Genomic DNA, 22435 nt, shown 5'->3' with positions numbered 1-22435 from the left:
CTCTTTATATTTCCCTCGTAGGGGATGTAGATGGAGTGTCGAATGAGGGTGAGGCTAATGGGCCTCGAGCTGGCGGTAGGCACTGCTCAGCTGATCAATGAGCTCTGTGGCCGTGAGGCTACGCTCTGAGTAACGCCCAGCGTAGAGCTCTGCCGCCAGCGCACAGAGATGCACCCCAAGTGTGGCCGCTGTAACAGACTTATAGCCATCACCCAAGAGTCCAGCGATGACCCCAAGGAGGACTTCTGTACAGCCCGTAGAGCGTAGTCCACTATTGCCTGCCACGTCGAAGAAGGTCACTCCACTAGGGAGGCAGATCGCTGTGTATGCACCCCTGAGTACGATGTATATATCGAGTCGCTCAGCCAGCTCTAGCGCACGATCTAGCCGCTCGGCATCACTACGGTGTGCCGTGGTGAGTGAGTCAAATTCGCTGGGGCTCAAGAGGAGTATACTATCTACGGGAATACGCTCTAGGAGAGACCGCTCCCTGCTCAGTATCTGGAGTCCATCGCCTGAGAGGAGCAAAGGGCGTGATGAGGTAATGAGTAGCTCTCTGAGGGTAGCAGCTGCTTCCTCACTACGGCCAAAACCTGCTCCTATGACGATTGTCTGGTATGTATTGAGATTGGCTAGTACGGAGGCCTTTGGTGCAGAGGGAAGTGTCAGTTCGGGCAGAGCGAGTTGCAGTGCTAGAGCCTCTTCGCTGGGTACTAGTGCATGTACCTCGGAGCAACCCGTGTGGAGGGCAGCCTTGGTAGCAAGGAGGGTCTTACCGGCACTGCCTGTCTGGTTGGTGAGGAAAAGTACCTTGCCTGGCTCGTGGTTGAGGCTAAAGCGTGTGTGCCTCTTGAGTACACCCTCTAGAGCGGTATCCGTTACTTGGTAATGGCTTACCTCTAGGCTATCCTGTGTGCGAGGGCTAATACCCTGAGGGAGGTAGATCCATTCACCTACGTAAGGTTCATTCTCCTCGAAGTAGAAGGCGAGGTATGGGCTGTCGAAGGCGATGGTGTACTTGGCTTTGATGACATGCTCGAGGTCATTGCCAGAGTTGTCCTCTGCAAAGAGTCCACTAGGGAGCTCAATGCTCACGATGGAGGCACCAGAGGCGTTGAGGAAGTCTACCAAGCCTAGGTATCCACCGAAGAGAGGAGTGGAGAGCTCTGCCCCAAAGAGACCATCTATCAGCACATCTGCTGTTTGGATACGGGGTGGAGTGAAGTCGGTGTAAATCTCCTCCAGCCGAAGGTCTTCCTCGGCAATGCTCTTTCGTACAGCCTCGCATTCCTCAGAGAGCTTCCCTTCACGATAGAATAGGTACGAACATACGGTGTATCCACGCTGTGCGAGATAGCGGGCTATACCTAGGGCATAGGCTCCAGAGCGTCCTGCCCCTGCGAAGACATATATGGTATGCCCTGTAGGGGGATAGAGACGACGAAACTCCTGCTCGAAGGATCGGGCTGCTCGCTCTATACGATCCTCGGGTGAAAGGTGATCATGCTGCTGGGCAAGTCGGTATAGGTCATCTCGTTGCTTACCCGTATAGATCTTTTGCATAAATACTAAGTGGTCGTGCTGGGTGAAGGAAGGGGCGCTCTACGCCACACATACCTACCTTGGTTCGTGAATGCCTTTATGCGGCGGTAGGGAAATCCTTATAGGGGTTTGTGGCAGAGCCATGCAAGGACTTCGAGGGAAACCCTTGCATGGGTCTCAAAATACCCCATGCAAGGGTAGGAAAGAGGCTTGTTAGAGGGATAGAATGACTCCCTTTGGAGCAGGGAAGTCACAAGCTATAAAGGAAAAGAAAAGAGACTCATCGTAGGAGCATCCTTGCACCCGTGATAGGTCTCTTCTCTTATGGATAGAGGTTAGTCCATGGTCCCTCGGACGATCCCTCGCTCTGAGGAGCGAATGAAGTCAAGGATGAGCTGTCGCTCATAGCTCTCGGGGATCTCCTCTTCGATGGCCTTGAATGCCTCCGTATTGTTCAGCCCACGCTGATAGAGGGTACGGTAAATATCGTTGATGCGGAAGATCTGCTCGTTCGTAAAGCCTCGGCGACGAAGCCCAACGATGTTAATCCCGCAATAGACAATCGGGTCTCGCCCGATGAGCGTGTAGGGAGGAATGTCCTTATTCACCCTAGATCCACCCTGTAGCATGACATGCTGTGAGATGCGGACGAACTGATGAATGAGCGACCCACCACTGAGGATAGCGTAGTCGTCAATCTCTACCTCTCCAGCTACCTGGGTAGCATTCCCTAGGATGACGTGGTCCCCAAGGACGCAGTCGTGCGCCACGTGTGAGTAGGCCATCAAGAGACAATGGCTACCAACGATCGTGCGCCCACGGGAGGCTGTCCCACGGTTAATAGTAGCACATTCACGAACCATCGTGTGGTCCCCTACGATGGCGATACTCTCTTCTCCGGCGAACTTTAGGTCCTGTGGGATGCCAGCTATCACAGCTCCTGAGTGGATATGACAGTACTTCCCTAGTCGTGCCCCGCTCTTAATTACAGCGTGGCTCTCGATGATACAGCCTTCACCGATTTCGGTATTCTCCTCGATGAGGGCAAAGGGGTGTACTACGACACCCTCAGCAATCTTAGCCTCTGGGTGTACGGAGGCCAGTGGGCTAATATTTGTATGCGACATTGCAAATAGCTTGATGGATACTACTTATTCTTGACCACTTGTGCCATGAATTCGGCTTCACACACAAGCTTCTCACCTACGAATGCTAGCCCACGCATGTTGGCCACACCTCGGCGTACCTCTGTCAGTAGACGTAGCTTGAAGACAAGTGTATCACCTGGGACGACCTTCTGGCGGAACTTCACGTTGTCAATCTTCATGAAGTACGTCGAGTAGTTCTCTGGGTCATCAATGGTATTGAGTACAAGTAGTCCGCCGACCTGTGCCATGGCCTCAATCTGAAGCACACCAGGCATCACAGGCTCAGTAGGGAAATGCCCCTGGAAGAAGGGCTCATTACCCGAAACGCTCTTCACCCCTACGATGTAGTCAGAGCCAATCTCAATGATCTTATCGACCATGAGGAAAGGATAGCGGTGGGGCAGGAGCTCACGGATGCGATTGACATCTAGCAGTGGCGTTTGATTCGGATCATAGAGAGGTGCCTGGGCTTCGTTTAGCTTAATGTCTTTACGAATCTTGGCCCCCATCTCGTTGTTGATCTTATGACCTGGGCAGAAGGCTATGATGCGCCCACGGATAGGACGTCCAATGAGAGCGAGGTCACCTAGTACATCGAGTAGCTTGTGACGAGCAGGCTCATTGGGGAAGAGGATAGGAGCGTTATTGATATAGCCCAAGGATAGATCCTTCTTGTGAGGTACACCCACGAGGTCACAGATGCTATCAAGCTTCTCCTGAGACATCGGTTCGTCATAAATGACCAAAGCGTTATCTAGGTCTCCACCCTTAATCAAGTTGTGCTGGAGGAGCATCTCTACCTCCCTTACGAAGACGAAGGTACGGCTAGAGGCAATCTCTGTATCAAAGTCTTGCAGGCGCTCTAGTGAAGCGAACTGGTTATCCAGCACGGGAGAGTCGAATGAGACATGCACGTCAATGCCGAAGTGACTATCTGGGAGGAGAATGATGCGAGACTTGCCATCCTCCGAGATTACCTCATGACGCTGCTTGACGATGTAGGGCTCTGCAGCCTGCTCCTGCTCTACGATACCCACTTCGTTGATCGCATCTATATAGGCTTTTGCGCTACCATCTAGGATGGGGAACTCAGGCGCATTTACCTCAATGATGCAGTTCTCTATCCCCTTTGCGTAGAGTGCTGCCATGGCATGCTCAATCGTGCTTACAGAAGCAGCCCCCTTGATGAGTACGGTGCCTCGCTCTGTACCCTTGACATACTCAGAGAGGGCAGGTATCTCGGGTGATCCCTCGAGGTCTACACGGCGAATAATGCGCCCCGTACCAGCAGGAGCGGGGAGGAAAGTAATATCAATGTCCAGACCTGTATGCAGACCCTTGCCGTGAAGGGTAAAGCTCGTCTGAAGCGTCTTTTGCTTATCCATATCTACGTTGGTGTATATCTACTTTGATTGTTGTTGCTTTAGTTCTGCAAGCTCTTTCTCTAGAGCCTGTAGGCGGCGATACATATCGGGGAGCTTTGGCTGGATGACAAAGTTGCGCATTGCTTCCCTTAGAGGCATACCTGGTGAACCCATTAGGACGCTTCCCTCTGGGATATTACTGATGACGCCCGTCTGCCCCCCCATCTCTACTCGGTCACCGATGGTTATATGTCCGCCGATACCCACCTGTCCGCCGAACTTACACCATTTACCAATTTGAGACGAACCAGCTAGACCTACTTGAGAAGCCATCACCGTATGTTCGTCCACGCTACAATTATGGGCAATCTGTACCAGGTTATCTAGCTTCACGCCTCGACGGATGATGGTACTACCCATCACCGCACGGTCAATACATGTATTTGCCCCTATCTCTACATCCTCCTCAAGGATAACGTTCCCTAGCTGAGGTATCTTGTGATAGCCATCTGACTGCGGTGCAAAGCCAAAGCCATCGGCCCCTATGACTGCTCCTGCGTGGATAATGCACCTTGCCCCAATCTTGACATCATGGTAGAGGGTGACATGTGGGTAGATTGTTGCCCCTTCGCCTATGGTTACTCCTTTACCCACATAGGCATGAGGATAGATACGGACCCCACGACCTACCTTCACACCTTGCTCTAGGACGGCATAGGCTCCCACATATACATCCTCACCTAGCTCTACATCCTCTGCTATCAGAGCTGTAGGTGAGATGCCCTCGGGGTGTGAAGCCTGCTGCTGCTCAACCAGCTGCATAAGCTGGGCAAGTGCTGCATAAGGGTCTTTGACACGAATGAGAGTGGGGGAGAGGGGCTGACGAGGAGTAAATTCATCGCTGACGAGGAGTATAGAAGCCTCCGTAGAGTAAGCGTAGGACTCGTATTTGGGGTTCGCAAGGAAGGCTAAATCACCCTCTTTGGCTGTCTCAATCTTACCGAACCCAGATACTGAGACCGAGGCATTACCTTCGATCCGTCCATCGATAAGAGGTGCTATCTGTGCGGCACTAAACTGCATCTATCTAGTGTATATCAATTGGTGAGACTCTCTAGGCCTCTACGAGTTTATTCTTAATAAGGATATCTGCCATCTGGTGACGTAGCTTCTCAGCTTCGGCTGCAGCACCGCTGGCGAAAGCCTCAGTGTTGTCTGCATAGATGATGCTTCGAGAGGCATTGACGAGTAGCCCACACTGGCTATTTAGCCCATGTAAGGCAACTTCCTCCAGACTGCCATTTTGGCTCCCAACGCCTGGAACGAGGAGGAAGGACTCGGGGACAATCGCACGTACTCGCTCTAGCATTGAGGCCTTCGTTGCCCCCACGACATACATGAGCTGGTCACTACCACCCCAAGCTAGGCTCTTCTTGAGTACAAGCTCGAAGAGTGCATCCCCATCCTCAGTCTTGGTGAGTTGGAAGTCCTCTGCCCCCTCGTTGGAGGTAAGGGCGAGTAAGACAACCCAATGGTGGGTATACTTTAGGAAGGGAAGTACGCTGTCGCTTCCCATATAGGGGGCTACGGTGAGTGCATCCACCTTGAGGTGCTCAAAGAAGCTACGGGCATACATATCACTCGTATTCCCGATGTCACCTCGCTTGGCATCAGCGATGATGAACTGATCTGGGTACTGCTGACGCAGGTACTCTATAGTCTTCTCGAAAGCTAGGATGCCAAAGGACCCCATGCTCTCATAGAAGGCGAGGTTGGGCTTATACGCCACACAGAGGTGGGCTGTGGCATCAATGATTCGCTTGTTGAACGCAAAGATGGGGTCATCCTCACTCAATAGGAATTGCGGAATCTTGCGTACATCGGTATCTAACCCAATGCAAAGGAAGGACTTCTTCCTCCGTATATTATCAAATAGTTCTTCTTTTGTCATGGATTGCTATGCTACTAAAGAGGGTGACTGACCAGATGTATATCATACCTTCTAGAAAGAATCTCTAGTGTTTTTTGAAAAGATGTCTAGTCCCTTTCGGAACAATCTCTAGAGCTTTGGGAAAAATATAGGATTCCTTTTTCTGAAGCGAGTATGTGATACTAGAGAGCAGCTTCCTTCATTCGTTCAATATTCTCTGCGATGATTAGTTCGTCAATGATGGGCTGTATCTCACCAGACATAATCGCAGACAGATTATACAACGTGAGGTTGATACGGTGATCAGTTACGCGCCCCTGGGGATAGTTGTAGGTGCGTATCTTAGCCGAGCGGTCTCCTGTGGAAACCATAGTCTTACGGCGTGCGGCAATCTCTTCATTGTGCTTGGTGAGCTCGATATCGTAGAGCTTCGTGCGGAGCATCTGCATGGCGAGCTCACGGTTTGCCAACTGGGTACGAGCCTGTTGGCAGACGACCACGATGCCTGTAGGCTTGTGGGTGAGCTGGACCTTTGTTTCTACTTTGTTTACATTCTGTCCACCAGCCCCGCCAGAGCGTGCGGTCTGCATCTCTATATCGGCAGGGTTTAGGACAACGTCTACCTCCTCTGCCTCTGGGAGCACGGCGACAGAGGCAGCTGATGTATGGACACGACCTTGGGTCTCTGTCTCAGGTACTCGCTGCACTCGGTGGACACCACTCTCATACTTGAGTACCCCATAGACACCATCCCCAGAGACGGTGAAGACAATTTCCTTATAGCCACCAGCAGTACCCTCGCTAACGCTTGTGACTTCTGTTGTCCATCCTCGCCCTTCACAATAGCGTACGTACATGCGGTAGAGATCTCCAGCAAAGAGTGCTGCCTCATCCCCACCTGTGCCGCCACGGATCTCCATGACGACATTCTTTGCATCCTCAGGATCTGCAGGGATGAGTAGGAGCTTGATCTCCTCCTCTAGTGAAGGGATACGATCCTCGGCCTCCTGCACCATCTCACGAGCCATAGTACGCAGCTCTGGGTCACTCTCTGTCTCTAGTGTATCCTTCCCCTCTTGGATATTCCCAAGAAGGTTTCGGTACTCCTTCCCCTTATCCAATATGCGCTCTAGATCTCGATACTCCTTGCTGAGTTTCATAAATCGCCTTTGGTCAGCGATAACATCGGGTGCAGTGATGAGGGTGGTGATCTCTTGGAAGCGTACCTCCAAGCTCTCTATACGACTAAGCAGGTCGTTCTCTATGGCCATGAATGGGATGTGGGGTAAAGGAAAAAATCAATGAGTAAAGGACACCTACCGACTATTCATAGGTCAGTGTGCCATGTGGACTATAAATTGTAAGCTTGTTCTTGGGTGCATCCTCAACGCGCCCAATAATGCGAGCCTGGACACCGAAGCTCTCTGATATTTCAATAATGCGTGCTGCATCCTCTGCAGCAACATATAGCTCCATGCGATGCCCCATATTAAAGACCTTGTACATCTCCTGCCAGGGTGTCTTACTTTCTCTCTGGATAAGGTCAAAGAGTGGAGGTATGGGGAACATGTTATCCTTAATTACATGCTTTCCTTCAACGAAGTGAAGCACCTTCGTCTGTGCCCCACCAGAGCAGTGTACCATGCCATGGATTTTTGGACGAAGTTCGTCTAGTACTTGCTTGATGATTGGGGCATAAGTACGTGTGGGGGATAGAATGAGTTTACCAGCGTCTAGCGGTGTCCCTTCGATTGGGGTCGTGAGGCTACACGTACCACTATATACTAGTTCCTCAGGTGTAGCAGCATCATAGCTCTCGGGGTAACGCTGTGCCAGCCTATGCTCTAGCACGTCATGGCGGGCTGATGTAAGGCCGTTGCTACCCATACCACCATTATATTCCTTCTCGTAGGTTGCTTTTCCGAAAGAAGATAGTCCTACGATGACGTCTCCAGCTTGGATATGTGCGTTGTCAATCACGTCACTGCGCTTCATTCGGCATGTGACTGTGCTATCGACGATGATGGTTCGTACCAAGTCTCCGACATCAGCTGTCTCACCACCTGTAGCATATACGCCGATGCCCTGCTCTCGTAGCTCGGAGAGAAGCTCCTCGGTGCCATTGATGATTGCGGCTATTACTTCTCCTGGGATTAGGTGTTTATTTCGACCAATCGTGGAGGAGACGAGGATGCCATCGACAGCTCCTACACAGAGAAGGTCATCAATATTCATGATTAGTGCATCCTGGGCAATCCCTTTCCATACAGATAAATCCCCAGTTTCTCGCCAATAAAGGTAGGCTAAGGAGGACTTGGTCCCTGCGCCATCGGCATGCATAATGTTGCAGTATGCCTCATCACGGCCAAGGATGTCGGGGATAATCTTGCAAAAGGCCTTTGGATAAAGTCCCTTGTCTACGTTGCGAATGGCATTGTGGACGTCTTCCTTGGAGGCTGAGACCCCTCGTTGCATATAACGCTCGTTCATACCTTATATATGCTGCTACCTAAGACGAAGGACATCACCTTCCTCGGGGACGTAATCTCCGTCCTTATTATTGAGTTTATAAAGACGCTCTAGGCGTATGCCATAGCGCTGAGAAATCTCGTGCATGGAATCTCCAATACGCACCGTGTAGGTGGAGTAGCGGAGGGATGCTTCCTTATTTTTAGGCTCTAGGTACACGATGTCACCTTCACTCAGAGGGTAGTCTTCAGGTGTATCGTTGTACTTAGCTAGTTTCTTGGCTGGGATACCCATGTCCTCAGCTATCCGCTCGTAGGTATCGTTCTGATCAGCTAGCACGTACAGGAGTCCGTAGCTGATATAGGATGGGCGCATGGGACGATCATACTTGGTTGCATGTGTAGGCTTTGAGTGAGTGGGGGTAAAGGAGCGGTCTCCCTTATACCAAGATGGATATTCACCATGATCGAAGGTGTAGAGTTCGTAGTCTTCGATAGTCTTAATCAGCATGTTGGCATAGCCCTTATTTGTAGCGTATCCAGAGAGCTGAAGCCCCTTTGCCCAACCTCGGTAATCGTCATAGCGAAGGGCAAAAAGTCGCTGGTAGCGTTTCCCCTTGAGGAATAGTGAATGATCTTCGTATGAATCTCGTGCTGAAGGGTAGCTTCGGAAGCAATCATTGGGGTTATCATCCCTCTTATAAGTACGCTTACCTTGCCAAGTGGAGTGACACTTGATGCCGAAGTGATTGTTGTGTACTTGGGCGAGAGTACTAGTCCCAGCTCCAGTCTCGATAATCCCTTGAGCCAAAGTAATGCTGGCGGGTATTGCATATCGATCCATCTGCCTCTTAGCCTCAGAGCTATAGGTGCGGATATAGTCCATATGCCCTGCTTTGCGGGTGGTCTGGGCAGACAAAGCTCCTATATGTAATAGGAGTAGAGACACGAGAAGTCCCCAGGTGAAACCTAAATGACCTCGACTATACCGATGATTTATTCCCATTAATCTACACATCAATCTACCAAACGTACTTAAACTCACATAGCTATGCACGGGCGCAAAGATACAAATTAAATGAGGAATGCCCCGAGACGAGGGATACAGGAGCATGGATAGAGGTTAGGGGGAAGTAGAGAATGAAACTAACTTAGGATTGGGAGCTGGATAGAATCACTGGAGGAAGTTTATATCACAGATGAAAAACATGAAGAAGAAGTCGTCATTATATAGCTCAAAGGGCTATACTCCGATATAGAGTATAGCCCTTTGACTTGTGGTTTGATATTGTGCGTGACAACTACTTTGTGAGGATTTCGTATGTGTCTTTGGCAATCATGTACTCTTCGTCTGTAGCGACGACGACTACCTTGACCCTGCTATCTGTAGCACTGATGACCATGCTCTTGCCACCGACAGCCTGAGCGTTAAGCGTCTCATCGAGCTTGATGCCTAGGAACTCCAGCCCACTACATACATCCGTACGCATAGGAGGGCGGTTCTCCCCTACACCCGCCGTGAAGACGAGGAGGTCAATCCCCCCAAGGGCAGCGGCATAGGCACCGACATACTTCTTGATCCTATAGGCATGCATAGCGATGGCGAGTGCATCACGATGGCTACCCTCACCTGCCGCCTTAGCGATGTCACGCATGTCAGAGCCCTGTGTACCGATACCGGAGATACCGCTCTTCTTGGTCAGGAGGTGGGTTAGGTCGGCTTGATCGAGGTGCGTCTTGCCTGGCTCAGCCTTCTTGAGGTAGGGAGCGATGAACTCAGGGTCGAAGTCATTCTTGGTAAGCAGGAAGTCCAGCACACCACTATCTATATCCCCAGCACGAGTCCCCATGATGAGGCCTTCGCTCGGGGTAAGGCCCATCGAGGTATCGATGCTCTTACCATTGAGGATCGCTGCCATGGAAGCTCCACTGCCAATATGTGCCGTGACGATACGGCTGTTCCCTAGGTCGATACCTGCGATCTCTGCTCCACGGTGGCTGACGAAGTCGTGGCTTGTACCATGGAAGCCATAGCGCCGGATGCGGTACTTCTCATAGAAAGCATAGGGGAGTGCATACATATAGGCATGCTCGGGCATCGTCTGGTGGAAGGCCGTATCGAAGATCCCTACCTGAGGAGTATTGGGGAGCACCTTCGTCACAGCCTCGATACCCAGGATGTTCGCAGGGTTGTGCAGCGGAGCTAGCTGGGCACACTCGTGGAGCTTAGCGATGACCTCGGGGGTGATACGTACGCTCTCGGCGAAGCGCTCAGCACCATGTACCAGGCGGTGCCCAATGGCATCAATCTCATCAAAAGAGTGGACGAATTTCTCCTCCTTGAGGATGTCAAGGATGATCTCTACGCCACGGGTGTGATTGGGGATGTCGAGGTGACGCTCCTCCTTCTTGCCGTCTGGCTTACGGAAGGTGATGAAGGGGTCGGCGATGCCCACACGCTCTTCGTTGCCCGAGGTGAGTACCTTGTAGGTGGGGAGCTCAATGAGGGCAAACTTCAGAGAGGAGCTACCGCAGTTTAGGACTAGTATCTTCATAATATAAGTATCTATGCAGAGATTGGTGAGGACTAACCCTTCTTGGCCTTGAGGGCTATGGACTGATTAGCGGTGATAGCAGCCATCTTGTAGATATCCTCTACGGAGGCTCCACGGCTTAGGTCATTGACAGGAGCAGCCATACCCTGTAGGACTGGACCTACAGCCTCGGCACCTGCTAGACGCTGGACGAGCTTGTAGCCGATATTACCTGCCTCGAGTGTGGGGAAGATTAGGACGTTGGCCTTACCTGCCACAGGGCTACCGGGAGCCTTGAGCGAGGCAACCTAACCTTGCCTACGAGGGCTGCATCGAGCTGGAGCTCACCATCGAGCTGAAGGTCGGGAGCCTGCTCCTTAGCTAGGCGGGTAGCCTCGACAACCTTATCGACCATCTCGTGGTGTGCACTTCCCTTGGTGGAGAAGCTAAGCATAGCGATACGTGGCTCTATATTTGCGATAGCACGAGCGGACTCCGCAGAGGAGATAGCTATCTGTGCTAGCTCAGTGGCTGTAGGATTAGGCATCACGGCGCAGTCAGCGAAGAGGAGTAGGCCATTGTCGCCATAATCACCATGGGGGAGGAACATCATGAAGATACCACTCACACAGCTAATCCCTGGGGTAGTCTTGATGATTTGTAGGGCGGGACGCAGGACGTCACCAGTAGCGTTGATAGCTCCTGCGAGCTCTCCGTCAGCATCGCCAGCCTTAATCATGAGGCAGCCAAGGTAGAGAGGATCCTCAACGAGAATAGCAGCTTGCTCCTCCGTCAAGCCCTTTGCTTTGCGGAGCTGAAGGAGTAGGTCAATGTAGTCTTGCTTCTTAGCGTGCTTCTTGGGGTCTAGCAGCGTAGCCTTCTCTATGTTGCGTAGGCCAAGGTCATGCGCACGAGAGCGGATGGAGTAGGGATCACCGATGAGCGTGATGCGGACGATGCCATCCCGGAGGAGTCGGTCTGCTGCTTTGAGTGTACGTTCTTCTGTGCCTTCAGGGAAAACGATGTGTTGAGGGTTAGCTTTAGCCCTGTCAATAATGTCTTGAATCAAGTCCATAGCGACGATAAAGTTGATATTTAATGATTTCTTTATGCCCAAAGGTACGCATTCTAAGGAATATGGAAGAGTGAAGGATGTCAGAAAGAAACGTTGGATCAACTACGGAAATCAAGAAAGTGACTGGGAAAAGGAAGAAAGAGAAGAGATCAAGAAGGAGGTAAAGAAATCAAATAAAGAAAACTAGTCTAAACTTAGATTATGGCCCTCTCTAGTGTATCAGCATATATCAGTGAATAGAGTAGCGAGCATCGAGTTATATCCTTGATACCAGTATGTGGCACTCTCGGGGCTGTCTTGCTTGTTGATTTTGCTTGGCTGTGTGTATCCTCTTGAGGAGGGAAAGATTGCTTCGTTGGGCAGATGACTGATGTGACTTTATATCTGACTTGGGGTGAGGTTGCTCCAGTATATCCAGCTTGCCCTCCCCAGTTGGATGAGGAACTAGCTGAACCAATAGAAAAGACAGAGACGCCGAGGAGCCAATGCTTCCTCAGCGTCTCTCTTGCTGTTGGTGGGTAGGAGGGTGAAGTGCTATTTCACCTACTCCCCCCTAAGAAGAGCACTATAGTCTTTAGTCCAGAGGATGAACCATATCTTCGGGACGTACCCACTTGTCGAAATCTTCTGCGCTGACGTAGCCTAGGCGAAGAGCCTCCTCCTTGAGCGTCGTGCCGTTGCGGTGAGCGGCATTAGCGATTTCAGCAGCCTTGTAATAGCCAATGTGGGTATTGAGTGCCGTGACGAGCATGAGGGAGTTGTTTAGGAGCTCCTTGATGCGTGGGTGGTTTGGCTCGATGCCTGACACACAATGGATGTCGAAGGAGACAGCTGCATCACCGAGGAGCTGTGCGCTCTGCAGGAAGTTTGCTGCCATCACGGGCTTGAAGACATTCAGCTCAAAGTGTCCTTGCATCCCTGCCACAGAGATCGTGGTATCGTTCCCCGCTACTTGAGCGCAGACCATGGTCATAGCTTCGCACTGCGTGGGGTTTACTTTGCCTGGCATGATTGAGGATCCTGGCTCATTGGCTGGGATTATAATTTCACCGATACCGCTACGAGGGCCGGAGGCAAGAAGACGGATGTCGTTAGCGATCTTGTTGAGGGAAACAGCGACCTGCTTCAGTGCGCCATGGCTCTCGACAATGGCGTCATGGGCAGCGAGTGCCTCAAACTTGTTTTGTGCTGTGACAAAGGGTAGTCCCGTAAACTCTGCGATGTGACGTGCAACCACGACATCGTAGCCCTTAGGTGTGTTGAGCCCCGTACCTACGGCTGTACCGCCGAGGGCAAGTTCTGCTAGGTGGGGGAGGGTGTTCTCTATGGCCTTAATGCCATGCTCTAGTTGAGCAGCATAGCCACTGAACTCCTGGCCTAAGGTAAGTGGGGTGGCATCCATCAGGTGTGTACGTCCGATCTTCACCACGTCAGCCATCTCCTTGGCCTTACGGTCAAGTGCCTTCTGTAGCTGGCGAAGACCTGGGAGGGTTACTTCGACGACCTTCTTGTAGCAGGCGATGTGCATGCCCGTGGGGAACGTGTCGTTGGAGGACTGGGATTTATTGACGTCGTCATTAGGGAGCAGGGTCTTCTCTCCTTCTCCGATTGTCTTCCCTGCGAGCTGATGTGCGCGGTTAGCAATGACTTCGTTTACGTTCATATTGCTCTGCGTCCCCGAGCCTGTCTGCCAGATGACGAGCGGGAATTGATCGTCGAGCTTCCCTGCGAGTATTTCATCACAGACTGCTGCGATGAGATCACGCTTCTCTAGGGGAAGTACTCCGAGCTCATGGTTAGCAAAGGCTGCACCCTTCTTGAGGTAAGCGAAGCCTCGGATTATATCCAAGGGCATCGAGGCAGGCTGACCAATCTTGAAGTTGTTGCGGGAGCGTTCGGTCTGAGCTCCCCAGAGCTTGTCGGCAGGCACCTTGACTTCTCCAAGGGTATCCTTTTCGATTCTGTAGTCCATTACTATATATCTTAAAATTGTACGTAAGGCTTACTTATGTACCGCAAAAGTACCAAGAGAAAACGAATTACACAGCAACGACAGGGTGTATGTAGGAGGAAGGCAAAGAGGAATGACATGAAAAGGGCTTCGTTTCCCCAGCAGCTTAGCACGCTGACCCAAGGAAACGAAGCCCTCATAGTCGCTCTCGAGGAGCTCCTAAATACTACTTATATAGATAGCGACGGATGCTCTGCTTGGGGGTCTTCTCGAAAGGCTCCGTGCGTAGCTCGAAGCGCTGTACCTTCTCGTAGCTCCCGACTTGCTCGTTGAGGCTTGCTCGCTGTGCTTGGATGAGCTTCCATCCCTCCTCGAGGCTAAGCCCATGCTCCTCGAGCAGTTGCTGATTAGGGACAATTACCGCCTCTAGCTTCCCCTCTCGCATGAGTACGAGGCTCTCTTGTACGTAGGGAATAAGCCCAATCTTCGCCTCTATCTCCTCTGGGTAAATGTTCTGTCCATTTCCCCCTAGGAGCATTGCCTTCGAGCGACCACGGATATAAAGGAAGTGATCGCTGTCCATCGTCCCTAGGTCACCTGTACGTAGCCATCCATCTTCGGTGAAGAGGGCGGCGGTCTGCTCGGGATTCTTGTAGTAGCCCATACATACATTCTCTCCTCGTACTTGGATTTCGCCTATGGCATCTTTGTCCTGTCCGTTGCTCGTGTGTTCACTCTCCTCGAGGGGGGCGATACGAGCCTCCATGTAGGGGTGTAGCACCTGACCGCAGGAGCGTAGACGCCACTGTCGAGCATCCACATAGGAGATTAGGGGGGCACACTCCGTCATGCCATAGCCGACTGTGATGGGGAAGCCTATCCGCTTGAGGAACTCTCCTACCTCGGGATTTAACGCTGCACCCCCTACAATCACCTGTCGAAAGGCTCCACCTAGTCCCTCGGTGAGCTGCTTCCTGATCTTGCTGTAAACGATCCCCCGCAAGATGGGCAGGGAAAGCATGAAGCGTACCTTCCGACTCTTAAGCACAGGCTGCAGCGTGTTTTGGTAGATCTTCTCCAGCACCAGCGGTACAGAGATGACGATGGTGGGTCGAACCTTCTTAAATGCTACCCCGAGGATCTTGGGTGAGGGTACCTTGCCGAGGATGACCACGTGTGTACCAGAGGCGATGGCAAGGAATAAGTTAATCATACAGCTGTAGACGTGGGCCATCGGGAGGAAGCATAAGAGTACCTCCTCGGAGCGAATGATATCTCGCTCCATACAGAAGACGAGGTTCCCAGCGAAGTTGTTTCCTGAGAGCATCACCCCCTTGCTAAAGCCAGTCGTCCCAGAGGTATAGTTCAGTACAACGAGCTCGCTATTTGGGGTGTGGTAATAATGTATATCCTCGGGCTTCATTCCGTTAGGATAGCGACCTGCGAAGTCTTCCTTCGCTTTCTTCTGCTCTTGCTCTACCGCAGCTTGATCTACAGCCCAGAGGACGCGCCCTCCCTCTTGGAAGTCCAAGACGGCAGATATCGCAGGTACTTCCTCAGGACTCATTGCACTCCAAAGGCTCTCATTGATACCGAGTAGCTTGGCCTCCGAATGGCTGATGATCTGCATCGCATCACGAGGGGGAAAGTCCTGAAGGATGGGTACAATCACACCCCCGAAGGTGATGACGGCGAGGAAGAATGTCGCCCATTCAGCCGAATCCTTTCCCATCAAGGCGACCTTGTCACCTCGCTGTAGACCATGGTGAGCGAAGAAGAGATGCCATTTCTCTATTTCCTCGGCCATCTGAGCGTAGGTATAGGATCGCCCCTCGTAGTTAGACATCGCAGGTTGCTGCCAATGTTTCTTGAAGCTATCCTCTATGAGTGAGATGAGGTTCTTATCAATCATCCTTATAAAGCTAAGTTATGCTGTCTTGTCAAGCTGAGTAAACCTGTGTGCTTTGTGCTTATTGCGCCACGAAGGAGACTAATCCTGCACACAATTCAAAATCTGTGCAAATATACTCCTTTTCCCCTTACCTCGTAGTCTTGCACCCCTTCCTCTGGGGGAAACTACGACCCTCTTGACCCTCTTTTCACACCTTGCTAATAAGACGAAGGGATACCTTGGGAGAGGTATCCCCGTAACCTCCCCATAGCTTTCCCCGTAACCTCTCTAGAGGTATCGGGGATACCTCCGATGAGGTTTCCTTGGTACTCCTAGAGGGTGGTTGCTGGGGCTACTTTAGGGTGAGGCTAAGAAAGGTCAGAGAGCTAGATATTGTACTTTGGCTCTATTGTCGGGAGGATTTCTCTGAGTCGATCAAGGTAAGGCCACCAAGGTTTGTCGGACTCATCCTCATGAAATTCCCCTTCAATCTTTGCGACTTTGTGCTCAAAGTGTGGGTCGTTGCATAGTTTAGAGATGATAAGCCCTCTAAAGTCCACGAGTGCACCATCGAGAGGAATTCCATGATTGAGATACTGCTAGGTCATACTCTAAGCCTGAGGTTCATTTAGCCTAAGAGATAGACATAGTTTGCATTCGGGGCTATGGGGAGAAACTTCTAGATCCCCTCTAAGTGTATCTGTGAGTTTGTGCGTTCTGCCGTTGCTAGGCTAGAGCTGTTATGTTTTTTCGTTTCTGGGTATGGTTCTTGAAGTCTGGAGCGGAAGTTTCTCTTTGGGGTTAGAGGGCTTTACCAGTGATGAATAGCCAATCAAGGATAAATATATCAGTAAGAAATAGTAGCTTTGGAAACCGATTGACTTGGCTGTATGATCCCCATAAATGAACTACAGCTGAGGGAAGATGCGTTTTGATGATACGAGCTATTATATATAATGGGTAAGATTATTGCCTTGGCCAACCAAAAGGGAGGCGTGGGTAAAACAACAACAGCGATAAATCTCGCAGCCTCTTTGGCTTCGCTGGAGAAGCGTGTACTCTTGGTCGATGTGGATCCTCAGGCCAATGCCTCCTCTGGACTTGGCGTTGAGGGTAGTGAGATTGGCAAGACCATCTATGAATGTCTGTGCTCTGGCCTTCCAGCAAAAGAGGTCATCATCCCTTCGATGGTTGAAGGGCTAGATATTCTCCCCTCACACATAGATCTTGCAGGGGCTGATTTAGAGCTATTGGAGCGAGATCGAAGAGAATTTGTCCTCAAGGAGGTACTGGCACCCATCGTGGATCAGTACGACTATATCCTGATCGATTGCTCTCCATCGCTGGGAATCATTACGGTTAATGCCCTTGTTGCCTCAGACTCGGTACTAATCCCTGTGCAATGTGAGTATTTTGCCCTAGAGGGTATCTCTAAGCTCCTAAATACAGTGCGTATCGTACGCCAGCGCCTGAACCCTAGGCTAGAGATAGAGGGCTTCCTTATGACGATGTATGATAGCCGTACGAGACTAAATAATCAGATCTATGAGGAGGTCAAGAGCCACTTTAAGACTCTTGTTTTCGAGACGGTGATTCAGCGTAATGTCAAGCTGGGAGAGGCGCCTAGCCATGGCCTGCCTGCGCTACTCTATGATGCCGATAGCCGTGGGGCGGTAAACCACTTGCAGTTAGCCACAGAGCTAATTAATAAGAATAAGTAGTAGATGACAAAAGCAAAGCATAAGAGTGTCCTTGGTCGTGGGCTGGGTGATCTGCTTGGTGGCGGAGAGCCTGAGCCAATAGCAGGAGCCTCATCAATTCAAGAGCTCTTAATAGGGAAGATTCTACCCAACAGTAATCAGCCTCGTCGAGAGTTTGATGAGGAGAAGCTTGCAGAGTTAGCTGCATCCCTGCGTTCCATAGGGCTCGTGCAGCCTATCACGGTGCAGCAGATCGACTCTGACCAATACATGATTATATCAGGGGAGCGACGCTGGAGAGCGGCACAGATGGCTGGGCTGGCAACGCTACCTGCATATGTGCGTCCTACTCGTCCAGAGGAGGTGATGGAGCTGGCACTTGTAGAGAACATCCAACGGGAAGATCTGAATGCAATAGAAATTGCTCTGGCCTATCAGCAGATTATTGAGACACATCATCTCAAACACGAAGAGCTAGCAGAGCGCGTAGGAAAGAAGCGTGCGACTGTCACCAATTACCTCCGTCTCCTCCGCCTCCCAGCCGAACTTCAACTAGGCTTAACGCAGCGCCTCATTGATATGGGGCATGCCCGTGCCCTCCTACAGGTAGAGGACACAGAGCGTCAGATAGAGCTCTATAATCTCATCCTACAGGAGCATCTCAGTGTGCGAGCCGTAGAAGAGCTGGCTCGTGCCATTAAAGAGGAGGGTGCCAAGGAAGAGTATCCAACTGCACCACAGACCAAGAAGCCTAAAGCTACTAAGCGAGAAGATTACCGTCTGCTAGAGCAGCATTTAAATCAAGTCCTCTCCTCCAAGGTCTCCCTGAAGTGCAATGCGCAGGGTAAGGGGAAGCTCACCATACCCTTTGATAATGATGAGGAGCTAGAGCGAATCATGCAGCTCTTTGAGCGAATACAGCACTGAGGGCTTACTTAGACGATTCATTGGTTTTGCTTGTGCGGATTGATTCATTTCTTCTCGTAGTGCTACTTGCTCTTACCTGTAGGTGTTGGGCTGTGGCATCGCCTGTAGATTCTATTTTTATGAGCGAGGGAGATTATCCCGCACTTGTAAAGCAGGTTGATGGACGAATGTATGCATCGAAGCAGAAGACCTCGTCTCCTTATCTAAGAGACTTGTGGAGTGATAGTTTGAGTAGACATGTAGATAGCATTCAGACGCAGGCTTATTCACAAGATACCCTTACAACAAAAGCTCTCTCTCGCTCGATTGAGGCGAGTCTCTGGAAGCCTCATTCGGGAAAGGCTATGCTATGGGCTCTACTCCCAGGCGGTGGTCAGATCTATAATCGTAAGTATTGGAAGCTCCCAATTGTATGGGGGGCATTCATGGCTTGTTTCTACTCCGTATCTTGGAATAGTCGGCAGTACCAAGATTATCATGCCGCCTATCGGGATATCATGAGTGAGAATCCAGCACAGAATACTGCTTGGCTTGTCTTTGCTCCAGCTGGGGCGAAGGCAGAGGATTATGCCCAATACTCCTCACTCAAACAGACGCTTAAAAGAGGAAATGACTTCTATCGGCGCTACCGTGACCTGAGTATCGTGGTGAGTGTCCTTGTATATGGTCTGTCTATCCTTGATGCGTATGTAGATGCTGAGCTATATACCTTTGATATTAGTCCTGATTTGTCTCTCAAGGTAGTCCCCGAGGTTGGAATGCCTAAGCTCGGTAACCCTTCGTTTCAGCTGGGGGTAAACTGCAGCCTCACCTTCTAAATGGATCTTATATGAAATCCTATATCAAGGTAATCACCACCATTCTACTCTTTCTCTCTACACTCTCGCTCCGTGCGCAAACGGATAGTGTACGAGGACGTACTACTTCTAGCTTAACACTAGCCTCTGCGCTCCTAGACCCTATTACACTACCTGCTTCCCTTGATCAGGATGTAGAGCGATTACTTGAGCGCTGGTATAGTGGGTATGGCCAGCACAAGGGTGTGCGAGGGAGTACGCGTTATACTCCCTCATCTGTTTCCATCCCTTATACTCCTGATAGCGTGTACATACGCATGCTGAATAAGATGCCTTCAGCAATGCGATTTAGCTACAACCCTCTCGTGAGAGAGGCCATTGAGCTCTACCTTTTCCGCCGAAGAGGGTTGCTGAGCTCTATGCTTTCCTTGGCAGATCTCTACTTCCCAGAGATCGAAGTTACTCTAGATAAGAACGCTCTCCCCATGGAGCTTCGTTACCTAGTTATTGTAGAGTCGGCACTTAATCCAAAAGCAATCTCTCCAGCTGGTGCTGCTGGTCTCTGGCAGCTGATGCTCCCTACTGGTAAGATCTATGGTCTGTCAGTGAATAGTCTTGTAGATGAACGTATGGATCCAGTGAAGAGCACCGAGGCTGCTTGCCGCTTTCTGAAGGATCTTTACCGTATCTATGGCGACTGGTGGCTTGTCCTAGCTGCTTACAACTGTGGCCCGGGGAATGTTAATCGTGCCCTACGAAGGACTGGCATAGAGAAACCTAACTTCTGGGAAATCTATCGCTATCTACCTAACGAAACGCGTCGCTATATACCACTTTTTATAGGTGCTTACTTTGCGATGCACTACCATCGGGAGTACGGCATCGTGCCACGAGAACTGGGGCGTCCTTTAGCGACTGAGTACTATACAGCCTCTCATCGTGTGACCTTTGATCGTATCTCTGAGCTTACTGGGGTAGATACTGAGACCATCTCAGCCTTCAACCCTCAGTTCCGTCGTGGGATTATACCTGGCAATAACCAACCTTATCCTGTGCGCCTCCCTCTCTCTGCAATTATTAAGTTAGATAGCTTGAGTGAAGAGGTCTCTTCTCCAGAGCTTCGAGTCAACCTTGAAGGTCCAAGTAGTAGTACGGTAGGCAAGAAAAGTCAAAAAGAATCTACAGAAGGAGTAGAAGAGGCTACCTCGACCACGAAGACAAAGAAGAGGGATAGGGCATCTAAACGTGATAGGCAATCTAGAAAGGCCAAAGCAAATAGCCACTCAACGCATAAGGTTCGCTCTGGTGAAACCCTTTATTCCATTGCTCACAAGTACGGGGTTTCTGTATCTGAGCTCAAGAGAGCTAATGGTCTGAAGTCTGATCGCCTCAGTGTCGGGCAGAGTATCTCGGTACATAAGAAGTAATCATCAATAATAACAAGCTATAAAACAATGAAACAGCCAACTCTTGTCGTACTCGCTGCTGGTATGGGCAGTCGCTACGGAGGTCTTAAGCAGCTGGATGGACTTGGTCCTTCGGGGGAAACAATCATGGACTATTCAATCTATGATGCCATCCGTGCTGGCTTTGGTAAGGTCGTATTTGTCATTCGTCACACTTTTGAGCAGGAGTTCCGTGAGAAGATTATCTCAAAGTATGAACACAAAATCCCTGTTGAAGTGGTTTTCCAAGACCTGGATAAGCTCCCTGCTGGCTATACTGTCCCCGAGGGCCGTGAGAAACCCTGGGGAACAAACCATGCTGTGATGATGGCCGAAGCTGTTGTCAAGGAGCCTTTTGCTGTAATTAACGCTGATGACTTCTATGGTCGCCATGGTTTTGCCACATTAGCGGATAAGCTACGTAGCTTCTCTGACACAAGGGATAAATACTGCATGATTGGGTATCGTGTCGGTAATACGTTAAGCGAAAGCGGAACAGTCGCTCGCGGTGTCTGTCAGGTGGATGAGCGAGGCTTCCTAACAGAGGTAGTTGAGCGAACGGCTATTGCTCGAGGAGAGGATGGGCGCATCTCTTTCACCGATGAGAATGGAGAGGTGCAGTATCTCGATGATAACACTCCTGTGTCAATGAATATGTGGGGCTTTACTCCAGATTACTTTGACTACTCGAATGAACTCTTCTGCCATTTCCTGAAGGCTCTGGATACAAACCCCAAGTTTGAATACTATATCCCGCTTCCAGTTAATCTCCTTGTCGCAGAGAAGAAGGTGACAGTTGAAGTGTTGGATACTCCAGACCAGTGGTTTGGTGTTACTTATGCTGCCGATCGCCCAGATGTGGTTGCTAAGATTCAATCTCTTGTCGACGCAGGCGAGTACCCAAGCAAACTTTTCTAGTATCTCCATCTAACCTCAAACTTACTGCGTAAGGGTAGGGCTACAAATCCCAGTAGCCCTACCCTTGCGCTTTTATGTATATCCCTTGTGCTCCTTCATCTCATTCTGTAGAGTGCAACCATACAACAGATGTCGTCTTATGATTCCTCATGCCCCCTTTGTGCATCTTCTTGTGTGGGAGAGGCTATTTGATGACCACTTTTTGCCTTATCTGGTGTTTTTTGCAATGCACTGAAAACCAAAATGTTATTTTCATTCTTGGAAGCATTGCCAATGAGTTACCATAACTCGTCGCAACAAGTTATGGTAACTCGCTCAAACGAGTTATGGTAAGTCGTTGTAGAGAGTTATGGTAAGTCTCTGAAGCGACTTATGGCAACTCGTTGTCCCTCTCCACAAACTCCCTAAAAAGGATGTTGTCACCGAACTTGGTCTGGATTATAATTGCTCCCTACATATAATATAGTGTAGCATATATAAATACTTATCTAGGGCAATTGAGGTGTAAGATATCGGAGATTCAGCTACGAGGTAGTCACTCTACGTCTGAAAAATGCCCCCTTGTCGGCCTTGGGTTATGGGGAGTGCATCTTGGGTTGTATGGGTGGATCCAAATTTTCTTACGAATTTTCCTCATCCTAAGTTATTGAATTTAAGTCTGATGATATCGTGTGTAGCTTTAATCTGATCAATAAATTTGGAATTATATTTGGAATTGAAGAATAAAAAGCATTACCTTTGCAAC

The 22435-nt window shown here is 50.3% G+C and carries 17 protein-coding genes and 1 pseudogene; 6 read left to right on the top strand and 12 right to left on the bottom strand.

Annotated elements, in window-relative coordinates:
* Positions 1–54: 54 nt before the first annotated feature.
* From HMPREF0636_RS04850 to pta, 10 genes and pseudogenes are all read right to left on the bottom strand, one after another.
* On the bottom strand, positions 55–1563 hold the full coding sequence (locus HMPREF0636_RS04850) for a bifunctional ADP-dependent NAD(P)H-hydrate dehydratase/NAD(P)H-hydrate epimerase (RefSeq protein ID WP_044168887.1): 1509 nt from the start codon (positions 1561–1563) through the stop codon (positions 55–57).
* Between the two features lie 314 nt (positions 1564–1877).
* Entirely contained in the window at positions 1878–2669 is a 792-nt protein-coding gene (lpxA, locus tag HMPREF0636_RS04845; protein WP_005468990.1) for an acyl-ACP--UDP-N-acetylglucosamine O-acyltransferase, read from the bottom strand.
* Between the two features lie 20 nt (positions 2670–2689).
* A complete protein-coding gene (locus HMPREF0636_RS04840; RefSeq protein WP_044168885.1) occupies positions 2690–4075 on the bottom strand; it encodes a bifunctional UDP-3-O-[3-hydroxymyristoyl] N-acetylglucosamine deacetylase/3-hydroxyacyl-ACP dehydratase in 1386 nt (461 codons plus the stop codon).
* An 18-nt stretch (positions 4076–4093) separates the two neighbouring features.
* A complete protein-coding gene (lpxD, locus tag HMPREF0636_RS04835; protein ID WP_044168883.1) occupies positions 4094–5137 on the bottom strand; it encodes a UDP-3-O-(3-hydroxymyristoyl)glucosamine N-acyltransferase in 1044 nt (347 codons plus the stop codon).
* Between the two features lie 31 nt (positions 5138–5168).
* Entirely contained in the window at positions 5169–6005 is an 837-nt protein-coding gene (pyrF, locus tag HMPREF0636_RS04830; RefSeq protein WP_044168881.1) for an orotidine-5'-phosphate decarboxylase, read from the bottom strand.
* Positions 6006–6166: 161 nt separating this feature from the next.
* Complete coding sequence (gene prfA, locus HMPREF0636_RS04825; protein WP_044168880.1) at positions 6167–7255, bottom strand: peptide chain release factor 1; 1089 nt, start codon at positions 7253–7255, stop codon at positions 6167–6169.
* A gap of 52 nt (positions 7256–7307) precedes the next feature.
* Positions 7308–8474: an AIR synthase-related protein gene (locus HMPREF0636_RS04820; protein WP_044168879.1), complete on the bottom strand. Its 1167-nt coding sequence runs from the start codon at positions 8472–8474 to the stop codon at positions 7308–7310.
* Between the two features lie 15 nt (positions 8475–8489).
* Positions 8490–9458, bottom strand: coding sequence for a glucosaminidase domain-containing protein (locus HMPREF0636_RS04815; RefSeq protein ID WP_044168878.1), 969 nt, complete (start codon positions 9456–9458; stop codon positions 8490–8492).
* 295 nt (positions 9459–9753) lie between these two features.
* Positions 9754–11007 (bottom strand): acetate/propionate family kinase, encoded by a 1254-nt coding sequence (locus HMPREF0636_RS04810; RefSeq protein ID WP_044168877.1) that lies wholly within the window; start codon positions 11005–11007, stop codon positions 9754–9756.
* Between the two features lie 32 nt (positions 11008–11039).
* Positions 11040–12061: pseudogene (gene pta / locus HMPREF0636_RS04805) on the bottom strand (phosphate acetyltransferase).
* 34 nt (positions 12062–12095) lie between these two features.
* Here pta and HMPREF0636_RS08455 point away from each other — a divergent pair.
* A complete protein-coding gene (locus HMPREF0636_RS08455) occupies positions 12096–12248 on the top strand; it encodes a hypothetical protein (RefSeq protein WP_155807291.1) in 153 nt (50 codons plus the stop codon).
* Between the two features lie 387 nt (positions 12249–12635).
* On the opposite strand, the gene fumC is transcribed toward HMPREF0636_RS08455, so the two are convergent.
* Positions 12636–14033, bottom strand: coding sequence for a class II fumarate hydratase (fumC, locus tag HMPREF0636_RS04800; protein WP_005468979.1), 1398 nt, complete (start codon positions 14031–14033; stop codon positions 12636–12638).
* Positions 14034–14238: 205 nt separating this feature from the next.
* Positions 14239–15924, bottom strand: coding sequence for an AMP-binding protein (locus HMPREF0636_RS04795; RefSeq protein WP_005468978.1), 1686 nt, complete (start codon positions 15922–15924; stop codon positions 14239–14241).
* A gap of 935 nt (positions 15925–16859) precedes the next feature.
* Between HMPREF0636_RS04795 and HMPREF0636_RS04790 the strand changes: the two genes are divergently transcribed.
* From HMPREF0636_RS04790 to HMPREF0636_RS04770, 5 genes are all read left to right on the top strand, one after another.
* Positions 16860–17624, top strand: a complete 765-nt coding sequence (locus HMPREF0636_RS04790; RefSeq protein ID WP_044168875.1) for a ParA family protein — start codon at positions 16860–16862, stop codon at positions 17622–17624.
* Positions 17625–17627: 3 nt separating this feature from the next.
* On the top strand, positions 17628–18530 hold the full coding sequence (locus tag HMPREF0636_RS04785) for a ParB/RepB/Spo0J family partition protein (RefSeq protein WP_044168873.1): 903 nt from the start codon (positions 17628–17630) through the stop codon (positions 18528–18530).
* 227 nt (positions 18531–18757) lie between these two features.
* On the top strand, positions 18758–19348 hold the full coding sequence (locus tag HMPREF0636_RS04780) for a DUF5683 domain-containing protein (RefSeq protein ID WP_248616877.1): 591 nt from the start codon (positions 18758–18760) through the stop codon (positions 19346–19348).
* An 11-nt stretch (positions 19349–19359) separates the two neighbouring features.
* Positions 19360–20754, top strand: coding sequence for a lytic transglycosylase domain-containing protein (locus HMPREF0636_RS04775; RefSeq protein ID WP_044168869.1), 1395 nt, complete (start codon positions 19360–19362; stop codon positions 20752–20754).
* A 27-nt stretch (positions 20755–20781) separates the two neighbouring features.
* Positions 20782–21690, top strand: a complete 909-nt coding sequence (locus HMPREF0636_RS04770; protein WP_044168868.1) for a nucleotidyltransferase family protein — start codon at positions 20782–20784, stop codon at positions 21688–21690.
* The last annotated feature ends 745 nt before the right edge of the window (positions 21691–22435 follow it).

It is taken from the genome of Porphyromonas catoniae ATCC 51270 (genome assembly GCF_000565015.1).
Classification (GTDB): domain Bacteria; phylum Bacteroidota; class Bacteroidia; order Bacteroidales; family Porphyromonadaceae; genus Porphyromonas; species Porphyromonas catoniae.
Note: the sequence above shows the minus strand (reverse complement) of the source record. Positions and strands in the feature narration are given on the sequence as shown.